General features: G+C 43.9%; 19 protein-coding genes. 5 read left to right on the top strand and 14 right to left on the bottom strand.

Features of this window, described 5'->3' with window-relative positions:
• Nucleotide 1: 1 nt before the first annotated feature.
• From ABR189_RS00500 to ABR189_RS00490, 3 genes are all read right to left on the bottom strand, one after another.
• Complete coding sequence (locus ABR189_RS00500) at nt 2-802, bottom strand: carboxylesterase family protein (protein WP_354658469.1); 801 nt, start codon at nt 800-802, stop codon at nt 2-4.
• 70 nt (nt 803-872) lie between these two features.
• Nucleotides 873-1670, bottom strand: coding sequence for an O-methyltransferase (locus tag ABR189_RS00495; RefSeq protein ID WP_354658468.1), 798 nt, complete (start codon nt 1668-1670; stop codon nt 873-875).
• Between the two features lie 24 nt (nt 1671-1694).
• Nucleotides 1695-2432 (bottom strand): glycosyltransferase family 2 protein, encoded by a 738-nt coding sequence (locus ABR189_RS00490; protein ID WP_354658467.1) that lies wholly within the window; start codon nt 2430-2432, stop codon nt 1695-1697.
• A 338-nt stretch (nt 2433-2770) separates the two neighbouring features.
• Here ABR189_RS00490 and ABR189_RS00485 point away from each other — a divergent pair, with 338 nt between their 5' ends.
• Nucleotides 2771-4018 carry a DUF1659 domain-containing protein gene (locus ABR189_RS00485; protein ID WP_354658466.1) on the top strand — a complete coding sequence of 416 codons (1248 nt, stop codon included), beginning with the start codon at nt 2771-2773 and terminating at the stop codon, nt 4016-4018.
• Nucleotides 4019-4104: 86 nt separating this feature from the next.
• Here the strand turns inward: ABR189_RS00485 and ABR189_RS00480 are convergent, their stop codons facing one another.
• Nucleotides 4105-4767 carry a YdeI/OmpD-associated family protein gene (locus ABR189_RS00480; protein ID WP_354658465.1) on the bottom strand — a complete coding sequence of 221 codons (663 nt, stop codon included), beginning with the start codon at nt 4765-4767 and terminating at the stop codon, nt 4105-4107.
• Between the two features lie 81 nt (nt 4768-4848).
• On the opposite strand from ABR189_RS00480, the gene ABR189_RS00475 reads away from it, so the two are divergent.
• Nucleotides 4849-5808, top strand: coding sequence for a hydrogen peroxide-inducible genes activator (locus ABR189_RS00475; RefSeq protein ID WP_354658464.1), 960 nt, complete (start codon nt 4849-4851; stop codon nt 5806-5808).
• Between the two features lie 205 nt (nt 5809-6013).
• On the opposite strand, the gene ABR189_RS00470 is transcribed toward ABR189_RS00475, so the two are convergent.
• From ABR189_RS00470 to ABR189_RS00440, 7 genes are all read right to left on the bottom strand, one after another.
• Nucleotides 6014-6817, bottom strand: coding sequence for a M48 family metallopeptidase (locus ABR189_RS00470; RefSeq protein WP_354658463.1), 804 nt, complete (start codon nt 6815-6817; stop codon nt 6014-6016).
• Between the two features lie 236 nt (nt 6818-7053).
• Nucleotides 7054-7695 carry a glycerol-3-phosphate 1-O-acyltransferase PlsY gene (plsY, locus tag ABR189_RS00465; RefSeq protein WP_354658462.1) on the bottom strand — a complete coding sequence of 214 codons (642 nt, stop codon included), beginning with the start codon at nt 7693-7695 and terminating at the stop codon, nt 7054-7056.
• Between the two features lie 126 nt (nt 7696-7821).
• Nucleotides 7822-8640 (bottom strand): 50S ribosomal protein L11 methyltransferase, encoded by an 819-nt coding sequence (gene prmA / locus ABR189_RS00460; protein WP_354658461.1) that lies wholly within the window; start codon nt 8638-8640, stop codon nt 7822-7824.
• A 42-nt stretch (nt 8641-8682) separates the two neighbouring features.
• Nucleotides 8683-9486: an NIPSNAP family protein gene (locus ABR189_RS00455; RefSeq protein WP_354658460.1), complete on the bottom strand. Its 804-nt coding sequence runs from the start codon at nt 9484-9486 to the stop codon at nt 8683-8685.
• 160 nt (nt 9487-9646) lie between these two features.
• Entirely contained in the window at nt 9647-11962 is a 2316-nt protein-coding gene (locus ABR189_RS00450) for a polyribonucleotide nucleotidyltransferase (RefSeq protein WP_354658459.1), read from the bottom strand.
• Nucleotides 11963-12045: 83 nt separating this feature from the next.
• A complete protein-coding gene (rpsO, locus tag ABR189_RS00445) occupies nt 12046-12318 on the bottom strand; it encodes a 30S ribosomal protein S15 (RefSeq protein ID WP_354658458.1) in 273 nt (90 codons plus the stop codon).
• Between the two features lie 144 nt (nt 12319-12462).
• The gene (locus ABR189_RS00440; protein WP_354658457.1) at nt 12463-13161 is read right to left on the bottom strand and encodes a cell division ATP-binding protein FtsE; all 699 of its coding nucleotides are present in this window, start codon (nt 13159-13161) and stop codon (nt 12463-12465) included.
• A gap of 172 nt (nt 13162-13333) precedes the next feature.
• Between ABR189_RS00440 and ABR189_RS00435 the strand changes: the two genes are divergently transcribed.
• Both ABR189_RS00435 and ABR189_RS00430 read left to right on the top strand, forming a co-directional pair.
• Nucleotides 13334-13705, top strand: a complete 372-nt coding sequence (locus ABR189_RS00435; RefSeq protein ID WP_354658456.1) for a BlaI/MecI/CopY family transcriptional regulator — start codon at nt 13334-13336, stop codon at nt 13703-13705.
• A complete protein-coding gene (locus tag ABR189_RS00430) occupies nt 13702-15339 on the top strand; it encodes a TonB family protein (RefSeq protein WP_354658455.1) in 1638 nt (545 codons plus the stop codon). The genes ABR189_RS00435 and ABR189_RS00430 overlap by 4 nt, the downstream gene beginning before the upstream one ends.
• A 287-nt stretch (nt 15340-15626) precedes the next feature.
• On the opposite strand, the gene ABR189_RS00425 is transcribed toward ABR189_RS00430, so the two are convergent.
• Nucleotides 15627-16805 (bottom strand): AIR synthase related protein, encoded by a 1179-nt coding sequence (locus ABR189_RS00425; protein ID WP_354658454.1) that lies wholly within the window; start codon nt 16803-16805, stop codon nt 15627-15629.
• Between the two features lie 202 nt (nt 16806-17007).
• Between ABR189_RS00425 and ABR189_RS00420 the strand changes: the two genes are divergently transcribed.
• Nucleotides 17008-17952: a bifunctional riboflavin kinase/FAD synthetase gene (locus ABR189_RS00420; RefSeq protein ID WP_354658453.1), complete on the top strand. Its 945-nt coding sequence runs from the start codon at nt 17008-17010 to the stop codon at nt 17950-17952.
• 13 nt (nt 17953-17965) lie between these two features.
• Here ABR189_RS00420 and holA read toward each other — a convergent pair whose 3' ends face one another.
• Complete coding sequence (gene holA / locus ABR189_RS00415) at nt 17966-18961, bottom strand: DNA polymerase III subunit delta (protein ID WP_354658452.1); 996 nt, start codon at nt 18959-18961, stop codon at nt 17966-17968.
• A gap of 129 nt (nt 18962-19090) precedes the next feature.
• Nucleotides 19091-19819 carry a ribonuclease H-like domain-containing protein gene (locus tag ABR189_RS00410; protein ID WP_354658451.1) on the bottom strand — a complete coding sequence of 243 codons (729 nt, stop codon included), beginning with the start codon at nt 19817-19819 and terminating at the stop codon, nt 19091-19093.
• Nucleotides 19820-19863 lie beyond the last annotated feature (44 nt).

Genomic DNA, 19863 nt, shown 5'->3' with positions numbered 1-19863 from the left:
CTTATTGTTTCTTGTGTGAAAAAAGCCAGGGTAGTAAGGTAGGTTCTGCAAATGCATTATCCCAGCTATTATGCCCTACGCCGGGGTATTCTGTATATTTCACATCTGCATTCATTTCCTTCAACGCTTTGTAAAAAGCGCGTGAAAAATCAACCGGTACTACATTATCAGCCCCTCCGTGAAAAATCCACATGGCCACCTTTTTCCCATATTTGGAAGCAGCGGTTACATCTCCGGCGCCACAAATAGGGAAAGCTGCTGCAAACACATCCGGATAACGGGCCAGCATATCAAACGTACCCATTCCACCCAGCGACAATCCTCCCAGGTATACCTGTTTAGGATCAATCTTTCCGGTGGCCAGCAAACTATCCAGCACCTGTTTTACCAGGGCTGCGGGTTGGGTAGGCTCTGGCGTAAGCCCAAACTTTACATCTGTTATTTTGCCGTCCTTATCGCGTATCAGCTTCATGGGTGCCCAGGTCTGGTCTTTAGGGCATTGCGGAAAGAGTACAAAGGCAGGAAATGCCTTACGAAGAGAATCCTTCACAAACAACGCTCCACCGTGCAATAGCTGTGCATTATTATCACTGCCTCTCTCTCCGGAGCCATGCAGGAATATGATAATGGGGTAAGCTTTATGAATATCGTAATTGGCCGGGGTCAGCAAGCGGTATCGAAGGGTATCATTATTTTTGATAAAGAGCTCATTGCTATAGGCATTGCTCACCTCCTGGGCGCCCGCCTTAAAACCAGTACCAATGGTAATCAGTAATAAAAGGAAAAGAATGGTTGTTTTCATAACACCGGTATATTTTCTCTAAGATACCACCTAAATCATGCCGGTACAAGAAATATACACCACCGGCCGCCTAATATTTCAGCACAAAATGCTGTTTTATCTTAAAATCTTTACGGAAAAATACCAACCCGATAAAAAAGAGGTCAATCGTAAGGGTTACCTGCTCATTTGCCTGAATGGTATGCCAGGCTTCTTCCATATCCGGTGTCCAGTGGATATCGTCAAAGATGAAGATCGAATCTTCCTGTACATGCGCCAGACATTGGCGGAAGTATTCCAGCGTGGGGGCTTTTCGGTGGTTGCCATCAATATACACCCAGTCTAACCGGGGTATTTGTTGCAGTACCTGTGGCAATACGGTATCAAAATTACCCACTAACTGGGTAATATTAGGAATATGCAGTGCGCCAAAATTCTGGCCGGCTTTCCGGGCTATATTGGGGCATCCTTCTATGGTGTAAACAGTACTGTCTGCCTGGGCTTTTGCCATATAGGCTGTTGATAAGCCCATAGAAGTACCCAGCTCCAGTAAATACCTGGGTTTGAAGTACTGCGCCAGTCTGTAAAACAATTGGCCAAACTTAGCCGGCTTGGCGGCATGCCTGGTAATATCTCTTACTTTACGCTGTGCGCCGTCTGATACCAGTGATCCGGCACCTAAATCCGTTACCTGTAATGTTTCCTCACTCTGCAGCAGGCTTTTACGGTACAATTCTATCTCTGCAAAGTCTGCCTTCGCCGTTTTGTCGCGCAGTACTTCCTCTATCAGTGCATATACAAAGGGAGAATGTACATCATGACGGTTGCCTGCTGTAAAATAATAATGCAGGTACTTTTTGGCTAACGTATACTGGTGCTGTAAACTCACTGGTTTTATCTGGTAAATGGTGGATTAATAGATTTTACTTTTGATGATCCCCCATTTGTGCAAACGATGCTGCAGGGAAACACGCAGTACACCTAATCCGTAGATACTGCTACGCTTGAAATTAATGCTGGAAGCCTCTTCAAAATACTTGGTAGGACAGGTAACTTCCGCAATTTCATAGCCTTTCATAAATATCTGTGAGATCATTTCATTGTCAAAAATGAAATCATCATTATCCGCCATATAGTTAATGTTCCTGAGTACTTCTGCCGAAAAAGAACGGTAACCGGTATGATATTCACTGAGTTTCTGCCCGATTAAAATATTCTGGGTAAGTGTCAGCATCCGGTTAAAAATGTATTTATACATGGGCATGCCTCCTTTCAACGCTCCTTTGCCCAAAATCCGCGATCCAAATACTACCGGATACAATCCATTAGCAATAATACTGCTCATGGCAGTGATCAATAGCGGCGTATACTGATAGTCGGGATGCAGCATAATCACAATATCCGCATTCAATTCCAAGGCCTTATTATAACATGATTTCTGGTTGCCGCCATATCCCTTATTCTTGTCATGACGGATAATATGCTTAATCCCCAGTCTTTGCCCTACCCCTACCGTATCATCTTTACTGGCATCATCCACCAATACCACATCATCCACAATATCAAAAGGTATTTCATTGTAGGTTTTTTCCAATGTTAGTGCTGCATTGTAGGCTGGCAGTACCACCACTATCTTTTTGTTATTGAGCATGAAATGCGAATATTTTGGCAGCAAAGGTAAGCTACACGGCCGGAATACAAAATTTATAACGCCCTAAAAGATACAATCCCTTTACTGCGTGCACTTATACTACAAAAATAATATATTAATTACGTTCATTATTGAATAGAAATACTATTAAGTATTATTAATTATTATCTTTGTCACCAAAAGTTTTTGGCATTATATTTTCTTAAGGTTTTGTTAATTAAAGCAAATACAGCATGTTCAGACTTTTACCAGCGGCAATGAAAGTAAACAGAAGCGCTACTGTAACTCACGGAGTAGCATTCCCGTTAGTACATATACTTGCAGATAAACTAATGACTATGAGATTTATGAGATTTGTGTCCATGCCGGTTGTTTTAATGATGAGCTTTCAGGTAGCGAAAGCCCAGGATCCCGAAATTAAAAAAGTACCTGTACCCGATCAGGAACTGAAGGGTCCTACCATTAAAAACGCAGATACAACTATCAAAAAAATACTGGACGAATTACAACGCGTTACTGATAATGACAAACAAAATTCCAATGCCATCCAGGCGTTATTGCAAGGCAGGGAAATTGACAACATTACCAAGTACGAACTGATTAAAAGCAATATTGTTAATGCCAGCGAAACCTACTATTTGCTGAACAAAAAAATAATCGACTTAAAATCACGTACCACTACCAATAACCTGGATGTGTTCATCACCTCCCTGAATAACCCCGAAAGTAAGGCGTTGGGGTTTTCATTAAGCGACCGCGTAGTGGAACTGGTGGAAAAGATCATTCTCAAAGGGAAGGCTGACAAAAGCGGCAGAAACGGTAAAATAGTAGAATCCACTAAATCTATTATCAACAGCCCGATCTTCCAGAGCTTTACCTCCCTGACACCTCCATTGGCTATCGCCAACTCTGTGATGAACTTCCTGCATAGTGTGAGTGTGAATAACAAGCAGATTAACCAGAAGGCACTGCAGGACTTTGAAAAAGAACTGAATAAATACGTCATCTATTATACCTCGCTGAATGATGCGAACCAGAAGTTTGAGTTTGGGCTTAACTTTAATAAAGACCAGCTCAGCCTGCTGCAGGACAACCTTTATGAACACCTGCGCTTTACCGCTTCTGCCCTTAAATTCCCATTGCCACAACGGGATAATAAATCCATAGGTGAAACGCTCAACAGCTTTTTCTTCGACTTTAAAAAGGAAAAAGTAATTGATTTCTTTAACGCGATGGAGGCTAAGTATACCAAGAACAAAAGAATTGACTACGAATTATTGCTGAGAGAAAATCCTAACCTGAAAGAAGCTAACAACCAGCTGGAGGATCTTATCCTGCAAACCAAGCGTTTTGAGAACCTCTATAACGAATACTTTACCCTGCTGGATTCTTACTATGGCAAGGTGAATAGCTCCCTGAAAATTGCCCTGGACAATGGCCTCTCTGAAAAAGGTATCATTGAAACCAAACAAAACGAATTCAGAAACCTGAAAACAGAAGCAGTAAGTGAAATACAGTCTTCTATCAACATCAAGGAACTGTATAACAACACAGAAAAAATCAAATACCGTTACAGAATATTCTAACGATATACTTGTATAAATAAGCAGGGCTGACCAAAAGTGGTCAGCCCTGCTTATTTACATCCCTGATGTTATTTAAGCAAAACAACTTATTTTTCAGAAGGATTTTTCTTTCCCGCTTTCAACTTCTCCAAAGCTGCCAGCACCCTGCTGCTCCGGGTTTCTTCCTTTTTAGCACCTGTAATCCAGGCTACATATTCCTTCTTGTTGGTAAAGGAAAGTGCCTGAAAGAAGGATAAAGCTGTTTTATGTTTATTCAGTAAAGCCTGGAGATCTGTCGGCGGAATAACCGTGCGCTGCTCAAAATCTACACCAGGTATTACCACGGGTGCTGCTTTTGAAAATCCACGGGTCCTGTTAGGAATGCTTGCTACCGGTTTAAACCTGGCCGCCGACCAGGTACTATCCAATGCAACTAATCTTACCCCTTCCCAGCCAGCTTCAGTTAAAACCATCCAGCCTTCATCTCTCGTCAGGTCTGTTTTTATGCCTGATGATATTTTAGGATAGGCAATCCAGCACCTGGCCTCCGGGGTTAATAACGGGGCTATTTTACGCCACCATTGCTGTAACTGCTGGCTGCTGGTGGCAAATAATAAAACAAAATCCACCTGCGCATTTTTATCTACAGGAAGGGTGCTCCTGCATTGTGCTCCCTGAAACACAGCTTCCAGGCTGGCTGGTAATTCCAGACAATAATAAATACTATCGCCCTCCTTATACTGTAGTTTTCTGGCTATAGCCTGGTCCATTTTCCGAATTTATTAATGTTGTTATGAAAGTAACCAATTATATAGATTTTGTCAATAACCTAAACCGTTTTATTTTTGGTTATGACGACGGTTCAATTAGAGTATATAGTTGCGGTAGATACCTATAGAAGTTTTGTAATGGCAGCAGAAAAATGCTTCGTTACACAGCCTACCCTGAGCATGCAGATTCAAAAGCTGGAAGACGAATTAGGAATCAAAATATTTGACCGGAGTAAACTTCCGGTAGTACCCACAGAAATTGGCGCTGTAGTAGTAGCACAATCCCGCATTATTCTTAAAGAAAATGCGCGTATCAAAGAAATCATTGCCGACCAGAAAAAAGAAGTGCAGGGCAACCTGAGAGTAGGTATTATCCCTACCCTGGCTCCCTATCTGCTTCCAAGGATATTAACCGGCTTTATGAAAAAATATCCTAAGGTAAAGCTGGAAATATGGGAATATCCTACGGAACAGATCATGCAACAACTCAAGCAGGAATTACTTGACTGTGGTATATTGGCTACTCCACTTCATAACCCTCACCTGGAAGAACATCCGCTTTTTTATGAGTCTTTTGTAGTGTACACCGCCAAAAGCAATAACCTCTTTGATAAAAAAGTGATCAAACCGGAAGACCTGGACGTGCGGGAGGTATGGTTGTTAAACGAAGGGCATTGCATGCGCAACCAGGTACTGAATATCTGCCGGGATAAATTCACTATGGGGGAATATAAAAACCTGGAATATAATACCGGCAGTGTAGAAACACTGAAAAGGATGGTAGAGCTGAATGAAGGATATACCATTCTACCGGAGCTCTCCTTACAGGACCTTTCCACCCGCCAGCTAAATATGGTTCGCTATTTTAAAACGCCGGAACCGGTAAGGGAAATCAGCCTGGTTACCCATCGCTATTTCATAAAACAAGCCCTCATAGAAGCTTTTAAAAAGGAAATACTGGCCCACATTCCGGAAAAAATGAAGGTGCAAAAAAGCCGGAAAGTAATTGATATTGATGTAGTAGCGGAAAAAGCGCACTAGACATAAGAAAACAGCTATCGCTGTAGTGCATTGCTAAAACTACTGGGCCTTCCTTTCAGCTTCACTGCATAAACGAGGATGATCCAAAACTCAAATGAAAGTGTCAGGGTGCGCTTAAAACAATACAGGTTACCATCAGGTACCCCAATAAACAAGGGCTGACCAAAGCAATGGTCAGCCCTCGTTAATTATTTAGGTGTAGTGTTTATTTTACAGGGGTATAGTATTTCATAGCTTCCGGCATCAGCTGCTGTAACTGTGCTACGCGGCGCTCGTCACTGGGGTGCGTGCTTAACAGTTCCGGTGGTTTGCCACCGCCTGATTTAGCCGCCATACGCTGCCAGAATGGAATAGATTCCTGAGGATTATAACCTGCCATCGCCATAAATATTACTCCCAGATGATCCGCTTCCAGTTCATTCTGACGGGAATAGGCCATGATACCTAATGGTCCGCCGATATTAAAAGCCTGCATAAATAAGTTCTGTGCCTGTGGATTACGGTTTAATGCCACCGCTCCTGCTACCTGTATCCCCTGGGCTACCAGTCCCTGGCTCATACGCTCATTACCATGACGGGCAATAGCATGCGCAATTTCATGCCCCATTACACAGGCCAGCGCGGTTTCATTCTGCGTTACCGGCAATAAACCGGAGTATACCACTACTTTACCACCAGGCATACACCAGGCGTTTACTTCGTTACTGTTTACCAGGTTAAATTCCCACTTATAATTAGCTACTTCGCTTCCCATATTTTTGCTGGTCATGTAGCGGGTAACAGCATTAGCGATCCGCTTTCCCACCCGCTGTACCATCTCTGCATCCTTACTACCGCTGGCAGATACCGCTTTATTCTGTGACAAAAACGACTGATACTCCTGCAAGGCCATTGATTGCATCGTGCTCTCAGGAATCAGGTTCAACTGCTTACGGCCTGTGATGGGCACCTGCGTACATGCCACGATAAAGCCTAAACCAGCTGTTAATAATAGTGCTGTCTTTTTCATTTAAATGTTTGTTTTATATAAGGGTCTGACTGGAAACTTAAATATATCCTTTTCATTCGGTTGTTCCTGCAATAGTGCTGCTTAATCAACAATTATAGTAGCCAAAAAGTTAATTATGTTATATAAAGCAATCGGTATGCCAATTCATCCCGGCAAAGGTAAGCACAAAAAAAAATGTGAAAAACAGACATAGTGCTGTGTTCCACATTTTTATTATTTGAAATTATTTATACTCCCTATTCCTTGTCTTTCCTGTTCTTAAACAGTGGCACTTTACTCTCATTGCCTTTTAACAGTCGCGTAATATTTTTCTGATGGGTCAATACCACCATCAGTGCTACGGCTATGGCAAATATGCGGTAAAATACTTCCGGCTCATTGAAGATATACAGAATGAGTATAGGAAACGCAATACTTGCTATGATAGAACTTAAAGAAACATACCTGGTTAAAAAGAGGATCATTAAAAATACACCTACACAGCAAAGTGCTACCAGCGGCTGAATGGCTAATACCAACCCAAAAAGTGTGGCAATACCCTTACCGCCTCTGAAACCTGCCCAGATAGGAAAGATGTGCCCTACTACGGCTGCCAGCCCCAACCCGATCTGAAAGTTGACCAGTTGTGTTAAATGCTCTGTATTCTGATAATAAGGAAGCAAATAAGCCAGTCTTACGGCGGCTACCCCCTTCAGCATATCAATCACCATCACAAAAGTACCCGCTTTAGGCCCCAGCACCCGGAATGTATTAGTAGCCCCGGCATTACCGCTGCCATACTCCCGGATATCCATGCCAAACACCCCCTTACTTACCCAAACAGCAGTAGGGATAGATCCAATCAAATAGGCGCAAAAAAGAAATAATAATTCTATCATCACAATAAGTTAGCAATGCTAAGATAACAAATAATGTGTTAAAAATACGGGAATATTAGAATATTTTATAACACAATAGTGGGATAATCAATGCATTTCATATAATCAATATAAAATTTCATCTTTTTATCCTGCTATAAACTGCATCGCCAGCCAATTATCCTTATCTAGTTTAGTCTGTAAATCAAAGCCTTGTGCCTGAGCCGATGCTAATATAGCAGCTTCATCTGCCGGCATAATACCACTAAGCAGTAAGATGCCACCGGGCAAAAGTAAACGGCGCATATCCCCCATAAATGCCAGTAAAATATTGCGGTTGATATTAGCCAGTACAATATTATAAGTGTCTTTTACCGCCTCCAGGCTATCCGCCTGCCATACTTTCACCAGTTTTCCCTGATTAGCCGTAATGTTTTCTTCTGTATTGGTAACGGCCCACTCATCGATATCAATGGCATCTACCTGGGCGGCTCCCAGCTTTTCGGCCAGGATAGCCAGGATACCGGTGCCTGTACCAAAGTCAAACACCTGCTTATCTTTAAAATCCAGTGCCTGCATCAGTTGTATCATGCAAAAAGTAGTGGCGTGATGTCCGGTACCGAAAGACATCTTGGGAGTAATCACTATCTCATACGTAGGGGCCGGGGTAAAAGGAGGATGAAAATCAGCCCGGATCCCACAAAAATCCCCTACCTGCACCGGTTGAAAATTACTTTCCCACACAGCATTCCAGTTGGTTTTTGCAATCGTTTCCCTGGTAAAGCTTACCTCATGCTGCTGTAATATTTCCAGCAGTGCGGCTTCATTAAAATCCTGCTCGGGTATATAAGCGACCAATGCAGTTGTTTGTTCTTCAAATCCCTCAAAACCAGCCTCCGACAGCTGTGCTACCAGCATATCCGTTAATTCCGGCCGGGTGGCAATCGTAATAGCAATGTATGACATGGCGGCAAAGATAAAGAAACATTATGGTCTGCTGCGCTCACATCAGATATCCGAATAATCTGCCGGATACAGGAACAGTATGGTAGACCCCGACACATTATGCTGATAGCCGGGATCCGCGCTTAATTTTTTCCAGTAAGGATCACTGCTGAAAGCCTTCCAATGCTCTTCCCTGGAGGCTTTATTTTCAAAAGTGGTCATATACATCAGGTTGGGCATACGGCTGCCGCTGAGCACCTCTCCATAAAATACCGCATTGAATCCAAGACGCTTGAATAAGCCTACTTCATCCCCTTTGTTAAACATCTGCACTTTATTACGGTACAAAGCTTCTGTGGGTCCTTCATAACTGCGTAATTCATATATCCTTTCCCGTTTGTTGCCCGTTAATGAGGAAAGTGTTAACTGCGGCTGCCCGGTAAATGCCTGTAGCAGGATAGACTCCATACGGGTATAGGGGGGTGTATCATAGCCTGCTTCCAGATATTCCTTTCCGGCAGCAGCATGTTCTTTGCTACCAGCCAGCAACTGCGGCAGTTTTACAAACTGGTCCATTGAGCGGTACGGTATCAGTACATAAATGCGCCGGTCGACAGCCGTATCATTTCCTACAGGTTTAAATACACCTACTTTGCGGATACCGGCCTTATGCAGGGCAGGGATAAATGCCTGTTCCAGGTATTTATCTATGGTGGCTTCCTGTGTGGCATCTTTCAGGTGATACACCTTTATTTCATAATATTCGCGTGCCGGCGGAGTTGCCCCGGCCCGTACATGGTTGCTGACTATAAATAACACCAGCATACTTATCAGGTAACGGTATCGCTTAAACGTTTGGACAGTCATACGTAACAAGTGGAATTAAAAGGTGAAAGGTATGACAGGAAAATTATCAGAAAGCAAGGGGATTTCATAAATTTTGTGAGGAGTGGTATAAAACAAAAACAGCCAGCTGTAAGGCTGGCTGCGTTTGCATTTATCTAATTTTCAGTTATCGGCAATATGACTACTCCTGATCAAAAGTAGGTTCCATTGGTTCCTGTGGTTTAGGCGGACGGGCATCGCGGTTTTCGCGTCTGTCATCACGTCTGTCAAACCCACCACGGCGATCTCCGCCACGGTCACCACCACCACGACGGTCACGGTCGCCACCGCGATCACCACGGTCGCCGCGTTCGCCACGGTCATCAGGTCTTTCTACATAACCTTCCGGTTTAGGCATCAGCACCTTGCGGCTCAGCTTAAACTTACCGGTTTTAGGATCTGTACCTGTCAGTTTCACTTTTACTTTTTCACCTTCAGTCAGCACACCTTCCATAGTTTCCAGGCGTTTCCAGGAAACTTCAGAAATATGCAGCAAACCTTGTTTGCCAGGCATAAACTCTACAAAGGCACCGTAAGGCATGATAGACTTAACGGTAGATTCGTACACCTCTCCTACTTCAGGAATGGCTACGATACCTTTCACCCAGGCGATGGCCTTATCCAGGCTTTCTTTCTGTGCAGAGAAGATACTTACTTCACCAGTTTCACCCACTTCCTCAATGTTAATGGTAGCACCGGTTTCGCGCTGTATTTCCTGTATAATTTTACCACCTGGCCCGATCACTGCACCAATAAATTCGCGGTCGATGATCAGTTTTTCCATGCGTGGTGCATGTGGTTTAGGTTCGTTACGCGGAGCCGGCATACATGCGTACATGGCTTCCAGGATATGCATACGGCCACGGTTAGCTTGTGCTAATGCGCTGCGCATTACATCCATGCTCAAACCATCTACCTTAATATCCATTTGTATACCACAGATACCATCACGGGTACCGGTTACTTTAAAGTCCATATCACCCAGGTGATCTTCATCCCCCAGAATGTCGGTCAATACTGCCCACTTTCCATCGGAAGCACGGGAAATCAATCCCATGGCCACACCGGAAACGTGCTTAGGTACAGGTACACCTGCATCCATCAATGCCAGGGAACCGGCACATACGGTAGCCATGGAAGAAGATCCATTAGACTCCAGGATATCAGATACTACTCTTACCGTATAAGCGTAATCGTTGCCAGGCATCATTTGCTTCAGGGAACGCATGGCCAGATTACCGTGTCCTACCTCACGACGGCCAGGGCCACGCATAGGTTTGGTTTCACCGGTAGAGAACGGCGGGAAATTATAATGCAGTATAAACTTGGTATAGTTAGAAGTAGCAGCGCTTTCAATCAGCAGCTCATCATCCGGTGTACCTAAGGTAACGGTGGTGAGGGATTGGGTTTCGCCACGGGTAAACAGGGCAGCACCATGCGGAGAAGGCAGTGCATCTACTTCCATGGCCAATGGGCGCACCTGGTCTAATACGCGGCCATCCAGGCGTACGGATTCGTCCAGGATCATGTTGCGGATCACTTCTTTTTCCAGGTCGTGCAGGTATTGTTTTACCAGCGGTTTGTCTTCGTCAGACAATTCACCCAGATGCTCTACCAGATCCACACCGATCTGTGCAAATGCATCGCTGCGGTCATGTTTCGCAGAAGCAGATTTTGCTACCTGGTAAACACGTTCTTTGGCAAAAGCAGCTACTTTGGCTTCCAGTTCAGGATTAGTGTAAGGTTTTGTGTATTCGCGCTTAGCGGTAACACCTTTCAGCTTACGTAATTCTTCCTGTGCTTTTACCTGTATGCGGATAGCGTTGTGCGCTGTTTCAATAGCAGTGATCAGGTCTTCTTCGTTACATTCTTTACTTTCACCTTCTACCATCATGATGTTCTTGTCGGTAGCGGCAATGATAAAGTCCATATCGGCTTTAGCCAGTTCAGTACGGTTCGGGTTAATGGTATATTTGCCGTCAATACGTGCTACCCTTACTTCGGAAATGATTTCCTGGATGGGCACGTCAGAAACAGCCAATGCAGCAGATGCAGCCAATGCAGCTAATGCATCCGGCATTACTTCTTTATCAGAAGATATCAGGGTTACCAATACCTGTACTTCGCAGAGATAATCATCTGGAAATAAAGGACGCAAAGCGCGGTCAATCAAACGGGAGATTAAAACTTCGTAATCGGAAAGACGACCTTCCCGCTTAAAGAAGGACCCGGGGATACGGCCAGCGGATGCAAATTTTTCCTGGTAATCAACAGTCAGGGGGAAAAAGGATTGGCCCGGTTTAGGCTCTTTATTTGCAACAACAGTAGCTAAAATGATGCAGTCACCCAAACGCACAGTCACAGCTCCATCTGCCTGGCGGGCTAACTTGCCGGTCTCGATGGTCACTATACGGCCGTCTCCTATATCGAATTTCACTGAAATAGGTGTCAGATTCATAAAAAAGTGAGGATTAAAAGGTATACATAAAAAAACTATTCCCAACCTAAAAAGTTGGGAATAGCGCTATAAAAAGGTCACAATTACTTCCTGAGACCTAACTTCTCGATAAGGGCACGGTAGCCGGAAAGATTAGTTTTGGACAGATAAGAGAGTAAGCGCTTTCTCTGACCAACCATTTTCATCAGACCACGGTGGGTAGAAAAATCTTTTTTGTTTTCCTTCAGGTGACCGGAAATGCTGTTGATACGCTCAGTCAGCAAAGCGACTTGCGCTTCCACAGAGCCAGTATTTTTATCACTTCCGCCAAATTCTTTAAAAATATTGGCTTTCTTTTCAACAGTTAAGTAAGACATCTTAATAAATAATAAAGTTTTTTTCTTGCTATTTTTCCGGTGCAAAGGTATATTAATTATTGGAAATAACAATCTTCGCCTTCCACCAACAAGAATTAATAATGAATAATTAAAAAATAATAACTATAATACAGTGACAATAGTCTAATTAGAAAAATTTACTGCCGCATTATCCGTCACCTGCCCATTCTCCGTACGTAATACCCTGGACGGAAACTTCTGCAATACAATATAATCATGGGTGGCCATCACAATCGCTGTATCATCTTCCCGGCAGATGCGGAACAACAGCTGCATAATGCCGTCTGAAGTTTCCGGATCAAGATTACCGGTTGGCTCATCCGCCAGTATCAACCGCGGAGAATTGAGCATCGCCCTCGCAATATCTATCCTTTGCTGCTCTCCTCCGGACAACTCATAAGGCATCTTAAACCCTTTGGTTACCAGGCCCACCTTATCCAGCACATCATTGATCTTATCTTCCATGGCCTTATTATCCTCCCATCCGGTAGCCCGCAGCACAAACTTCAGGTTATCATGCACATTCCGGTCTGTCAGCAACTGAAAATCCTGGAATACCACCCCCAGATTACGGCGAAGGTAAGGTACTTTTTTCCAATCCATTTTTTTCAGATCAAATCCAACTACCTGCCCCGTGCCATCGTGCAATGGCAAATCCCCATACAATGTTTTTAATAAACTCGATTTGCCTGTACCTGTTTTACCAATCAGGTACACAAACTCACCTTTATTCACACTGATGTTCACATTGGATAGAATCAAAGAGCTGCCCTGGTATATGTTTGCATTCGATAACTGTACTATGGGTTGATCTGCCGTCATGTCCTTTTTCTATTTATATCGGACAAAAATAACCAATTAAAAAATAACTCCTTATGAATGTGGGCAGGAATTATTTTTTCTACCAAAACTAAAAAAATAGTTTTCAAACTAAATATTTAGTTATACATTCGTAATAACGGATGCTTGCCTTAACTTTTAATCCGATTGTAGTATGAAAACACTGACCAAAGCAGAAGAACAGATCATGCAGGCCCTCTGGAAAACAGGCCCTGCCTTTGTGAAAGAGATCATAGATGAAATGCCCGAACCCAAGCCGCACTATAATACCATCTCCACCCTGGTAAAGATCCTCATAGAAAAAGGCTTCGTGGATTTCAAGGCATACGGCAAATCACACCAGTACTTTCCATTGATCACCAAAGAGGCCTATAGTCACAAAACACTTAACGGTATCGTGAAAGGCTATTTTGAAGGCTCCTTTAGTAATATGGTCTCCTTCTTCGTAAAAGAAAAAGACCTGAGTGTAAAGGAACTGGAAAGCCTGATTGAAAAAATTAAAGACACCCAAAAGCCAAAGTCATGAACCCATTCACTTATTACCTGGCCAAAATGCTGCTCTGCTCCGGCATTTTCTATATCTATTATTATATAGTGCTGCGCAACAACAGGTTTCACCAGTGGAACAGGTATTATATCCTGATGACCACCCTGCTGTCACTGCTGATACCACTGCTGCAAATACCTTTATCCTTTTCTGCCCAGCCGGAAACGCCCGCTGTACTGACTTATACGGCCCATATCATTACCCTGCGGGAGCACCTGCTGCCAGCTCCCCACCCGGTCAACTATACCCTGCTCTTTACCATAGGATATTGCCTGATCGCCACCCTCCTGCTCCTAAGGATCGGATATAGCTGTCTGAAAATATACCGGCTGATCAAAGCACAGCCCGTGCAGGCGATCCCTCCTTACCTGTTTGTGCAAAACCAGGCGGTGACAGCTCCCTTTTCTTTCTTTTCCTATATTTTCTGGGGTGCGCACACCAACCTGGAAAGCAGGGAAGGCAGGCAAATACTACGGCACGAACTGGTGCATATACACGAAAAACACAGCATAGACAAAATGATCATGGAAGTGATCACCGCCATTTGCTGGATCAACCCTTTCTTTCATCTCTTCAAAAGAGAGCTGGCTATCATTCATGAATTTATTGCAGATAAAAAGGCGGCGGCACAAAGCGATGTGGCCAATTACGCACAAACCATCCTGCAAATGGCACTACAAAGCAGCCAGCTGGCTATTACCAACAGTTTCTTCCATCCACCAATAAAACGCAGAATTCTTATGTTAACACAACTCAGACAACCTAAATTCAGCTACCTCCGCAGGCTGCTCGTATTACCGCTGGCCGCATTCATTTTTTGTTCCCTGGCATTTGTAACAGGCAATACCGGACAGGCGGCGGACCTGTCCGGCCCAATAGCTGTAAATGATACGGTACCTACTACTAAAACTACGCCTGTTCCTACCGTACCAACCACTCCGGTAGATCAAACGGACAAGGAAGAAGTATTTACTTTCGTTGAACACCCACCACAATTCCCTGGTGGGGAAAAAGCCCTGATTAAATACCTGGGAGATCATATCAAATACCCCAAGGCGGCGGTTGATAATAAAATAGAAGCTACCATATTTGTGCAGTTTCTGGTAGATAAAGAAGGAAATATAAAAAGGGTCAAAACGGTAGGCGCTCCCAAAGGTTACGGGCTGGAAGAAGAAAGTATGCGGGTAGTGAATGCCATGCCCAAATGGGTACCTGGTGTGCAAAACAAGCGAAAAGTGGCCGTGCAGTTCAATCTGCCCATCCGTTATTCCCTGCAGTCCAAAGCTCCTGCCGGCAGTGAACCCGTCTCTTTTATAGAACAGCCCCCACAATTCCCTGGCGGGGAGGCAGCACTGATGCAATATCTTAGCAAAAACATTAAATATCCTGCTGAGGCGGAGAAAAGAAAGGCAGAAGGGACCGTTTTTGTGCAAATGATCGTTACTGAAACAGGCGAACTAACAGCTATTAAAGTACTGGGCAAATCTCCCGATGGCGCCCTGGCAGATGAGGCAGTAAGAGTTGTGAAGGCCATGCCTAAATGGAAGCCCGGCAAACAGGATGGTAAACTCGTGGCTGTCCGGTACAATCTCCCGATTCGCTTTACGCTTTAGTTTTTTAGCGGTCAGGCTTTAGCTTTTAGCTAAAATACAGCTAATGGCTAAAGCCTGACAACTGCTTCAAAGGCAGGTCAGGCTTACCTTGAAGCATGCTTGAAGCATGGTTAAAGCATAGATAGAGCATAGATAGAGTATGAATAGTGTATAAAAGGCTATAAAAAGGGATATGGTAAAAACCGTATTATAATACTATATTAACCTTAATTAAAAACACATACCACATGATGCAATCAATCGCTGCATTTAAGCTAACAGCTAATAGCTAAAGGCTAACAGCTCAACTATAGATATACAAATTCGCCCTTTTCGCTGCGTACGGTTACCTGTTTCTGTTCGGCAGCGGCTACCCTGCCTACTACCTGTGCTTCGATATGGAAGCTTTGGGCAATACTGATGATGGCCGGAGCAAGCGCTTCCGGTACGTATATTTCCATACGGTGCCCCATATTAAATACCTGGTACATTTCTTTCCAGCTGGTACCGGACTGTTCCTGAATCAAACTGAATAAAGGAGGAATGGGGAACAGGTTATCCTTGATCACATGCAGCTTTTCAATAAAATGAAGCACTTTGGTTTGTGCACCACCACTGCAATGTACCATACCATGGATCTGATCACGGTACTGGGTTAATATTTGTTTGATAACCGGTGCATAGGTACGGGTAGGAGATAATACCAGTTTGCCGGCATCTATGGTACCAAATCCTGGTATGTCTATCTTGTCTGTAACTGATTTACTGCCGCTGAATACCAGTTCGGCAGGGATGCCGTTATCAAAGCTCTCCGGGTATTTACCGGCAATTGTTTTATTAAATACATCATGCCGGGCGCTGGTCAGGCCATTACTGCCCATCCCACCATTATATTCCTTTTCGTAGGTAGCCTGTCCGTAAGAGGATAGTCCTACGATCACATCTCCTGCCTGTATCCGGTCGTTAGAGATCACCGCTGCCCTTTTCATCCGGCAGGTAACGGTAGAATCTACGATAATCGTCCGTACCAGGTCGCCCACATCTGCGGTTTCTCCTCCGGTAGAATGAATACCGATACCATAACTACGCAGTTCTTCCAGGATCTCCTCTGTTCCGTTAATGATCGCAGCGATCACTTCTCCCGGCACCAGTTGCTTATTACGGCCAATAGTAGAAGACAGTAAAATATTATCTGTGGCTCCTACACAAAGCAGGTCGTCCAGGTTCATGATAATAGCATCCTGTGCAATACCTCTCCATACGCTCAGGTCACCGGTTTCTTTCCAATACACATACGCCAGTGAAGATTTGGTACCAGCACCATCTGCATGCATGATATTACACCAGTTGGCATCACCACCTAAAATATCCGGTACTATTTTGCAAAATGCTTTGGGAAACAATCCCTTGTCAATATTTTTAATGGCGTTATGCACATCTTCCTTACCGGCTGAAACACCGCGTTTGGCGTAAATATTCTGATCCACCTGGAATTAAAAGTTAAGGTAAAAGTTAAAAAGTTAAACCTACCGGCAAGAATTTAAAGTATATAGCTAAAAATTAAAGCCTGTAGATAAAAGTACTTCAAGCTGCAAAAGTAACAGATTCTCTGCATAATCGGGGCAACCTGCTGAAACATGCGCCAAATCGTTTAGATTTGCACGGCGTTTTTGACCGTTATTGATTTCTATGCAGGTTCACAGGGATTTAGACCACTTGCCGGATTTTAACCGCGCAGTGATCACCATTGGTACTTTTGATGGCGTACATGCGGGACACCGGTACATCTTACAACAATTAGAGCAGGCTGCCACAGCATGTAATGGAGAAACTGTGATCATCACTTTTGATCCGCATCCCCGTGAAGTACTGGCCCCACAGGCCAATCCCATCAGACTGCTCACTACACTCCCGGAAAAAATACAGCTCCTCGCCCAACAGGGCATTGACCACCTGGTAGTGGTACCTTTTAACCGTGCCTTTTCCGAGCTTTCCGCCATGGAGTACCTGGAAGATTTCCTGATATCCCGGTTCAAACCTCATACCATCATTATCGGATATGATCACCGCTTTGGTCACAACCGGGAAGGTGGGCTGGAATTGCTGGAAGCAGAACAACATAAATATGGTTTTCAGCTGATAGAAATACCACAGCAGGTAGTACACGACCTCACCGTAAGCTCTACCAAAATACGCAACAGCCTCCAGGAAGGCCATATAACGCTGGCCAACGAACTGCTGGGCTACCCCTATTTTTTAAGTGGGATTGTTATCCATGGCGATAAAATGGGCAGACAACTAGGCTACCCTACCGCCAATCTGCAATTGCCTGACCAGCGGAAACTCATCCCTGCCGAAGGAATTTATGCGGTGAAAGTGCAGTTAACCCTGGACCAGGAAGTTATGCATCTGAACGGCGTAATGAGCATAGGCACCCGCCCTACTTTCAATGGCAGCGATCTGCGCCTGGAAGTACACATTTTTGATTTTGATGCCGATATCTATGGCAGGGAATTAAGCGTATCTTTTATTGATTATATCCGGGCCAACCTGAAATTTGATGATATAAAGGCGCTGATTACCCAAATGGATAAGGACAGTGAAATAGCCCGTGCAAAATGTGCGGCTTTTTAACTTCTTTCCCGCTTTAGTTCATGATTTTATACATCATTTCCTTCATCAGTTCCCCATCTTCCACGCCGCTATCATTGATACCAATGCTACGCAGGTTATAGGTATGCAGGAGTAAAATGGCTTTTTCAGCCCCATCAGCGCCATACTGCCTGGCAGCCTGCATGTAATCCTTCAGAAAAAAAGGATGTACTCCCAGGGCGGCAGCAATTTCCTTCTCCCCCCCTTTTACACCGAAGATCAGGTTTATTTTACTGAAGAAATTATACAATGCAGGGATCACCATCTGTATAGGCGCCGCCTTGGGGTTAGCAGAAAAATATTGAATGATACGGATCACTTTTGCAAAATCCTTCTGGCCCGTAGCGTTCTGCAATTCAAAAACATTGTATTCCTTGCTGATGCCTACATACTTTTCAATATCGCTTTCATCTATCTTTTTCTTCTCCGGCAGGTTTACCAGCACCTTATCTATTTCATTGGCTATTCTTGACAAATCATTGCCGATATGATCTACCAGCAAAATGCACCCTTTCTGTGTAATGGCCAGCCCCTTGCTGCTCACATAACTTTCCACCCAGGCAGGCAGCTGATTGTCATACATTTTCTTGGTAGACAGCATCACCCCTTTTTCCTTAATCAACTTAGCCAGTTTGCTGCGGCCATCCACCTTTCCCTGTTTATAGGCTACTACAAACACCGTAGAGCTTAAAGGGTTTTCAATATAGGCTTCCAGCTTTAAAATATCCCGCATCGCCTGCGCTTCTTTTAATACCACCACCTGCCTTTCGGCAAACATCGGATAACGGCGGCAGGCATTTATCACAGTGCTCCAGTCAGCATCCTTACCATACAGAATAGTAAGATTAAATCCCTTTTCGGCCTCGTCCAGCAAATGATGCTCCGCATAACTGCTCACCTGATCAATAAAAAAATCCTCCTCTCCCTCCAGCCAGTACAGGGGCCGGAATTTCTTTTGCTTCCAATCTTTGATAATATCCTGGTAGTCCATGTTATTTTATAAAGCTGTTAGCTATTAGCTGTTAGCCATTAGCTAAGATTTTTTGGTCCTCAATTTATTTACTTATCCACCGCCGCAGTATTCAAATAACGCTGGCCCCTAAAAGCCAACTGCTAATAACTAACTGCTGATAATTACCACTTCCTCCTCTTTCAGTAAGGGCACTCCTTTAAACCGCAATAGCAGCTGGGCTACAGCTACTACATCTTTCTGGCAGTAAGTGGCTATCCGCAACAGGTCCTTTTCCTCCCAATATACCTTCCCTACCATACTGCCATCTATATCATCCTTGGGAGTAGGAATCCCCATCACTGCCGTCAGCAGTTTCAGGGAAGTATAATTCTTGAAATCACCAAAACGCCAGAGATGCAGGGTGTCCAGCATAGGCACTTCCCAGGGCTTAAACCCATGTAGCTGCAAGGATGGTGGTAAAGATAACTGCTGGATAACAGCACGCCTGCAAATATAAGGGATATCAAATTCGCGGATATTATGACCTGCAAATAAAAAACGGGGGTGCTTTGCATGAAACTTATTCACCAATTCTAAAAAATCCTGCAATACAACCCTTTCATCATCATTGTAAAATGACTTGATACGTAAATGATACCTGTTATCTTCTATGTAAAAGAAGCCTACCGAAATACATACGATCTTCCCAAATTCCGCGAAAAGTCCTGCCCTGTCTGTATATGCTTCCCTCCCATCCTCAGAATCGGGCACAATTTTTGCAATTTTCTCTATCCAGAGATTTTGCATTTCTTCCGGAAGATGCCCAAAGCCTTGAACACCGGGAGTTGTTTCAATATCCAACAACAGTAATTGGTCTAAAGCAATGTTAGGTAACACAGTTGAAAAACGGTTTATAACTTTTGTAAATTAAGTAAAATTTA

The organism is Chitinophaga sp. H8 (assembly GCF_040567655.1).
Taxonomy (GTDB): Bacteria; Bacteroidota; Bacteroidia; order Chitinophagales; family Chitinophagaceae; genus Chitinophaga; species Chitinophaga defluvii.
Note: the sequence above shows the minus strand (reverse complement) of the source record. Positions and strands in the feature narration are given on the sequence as shown.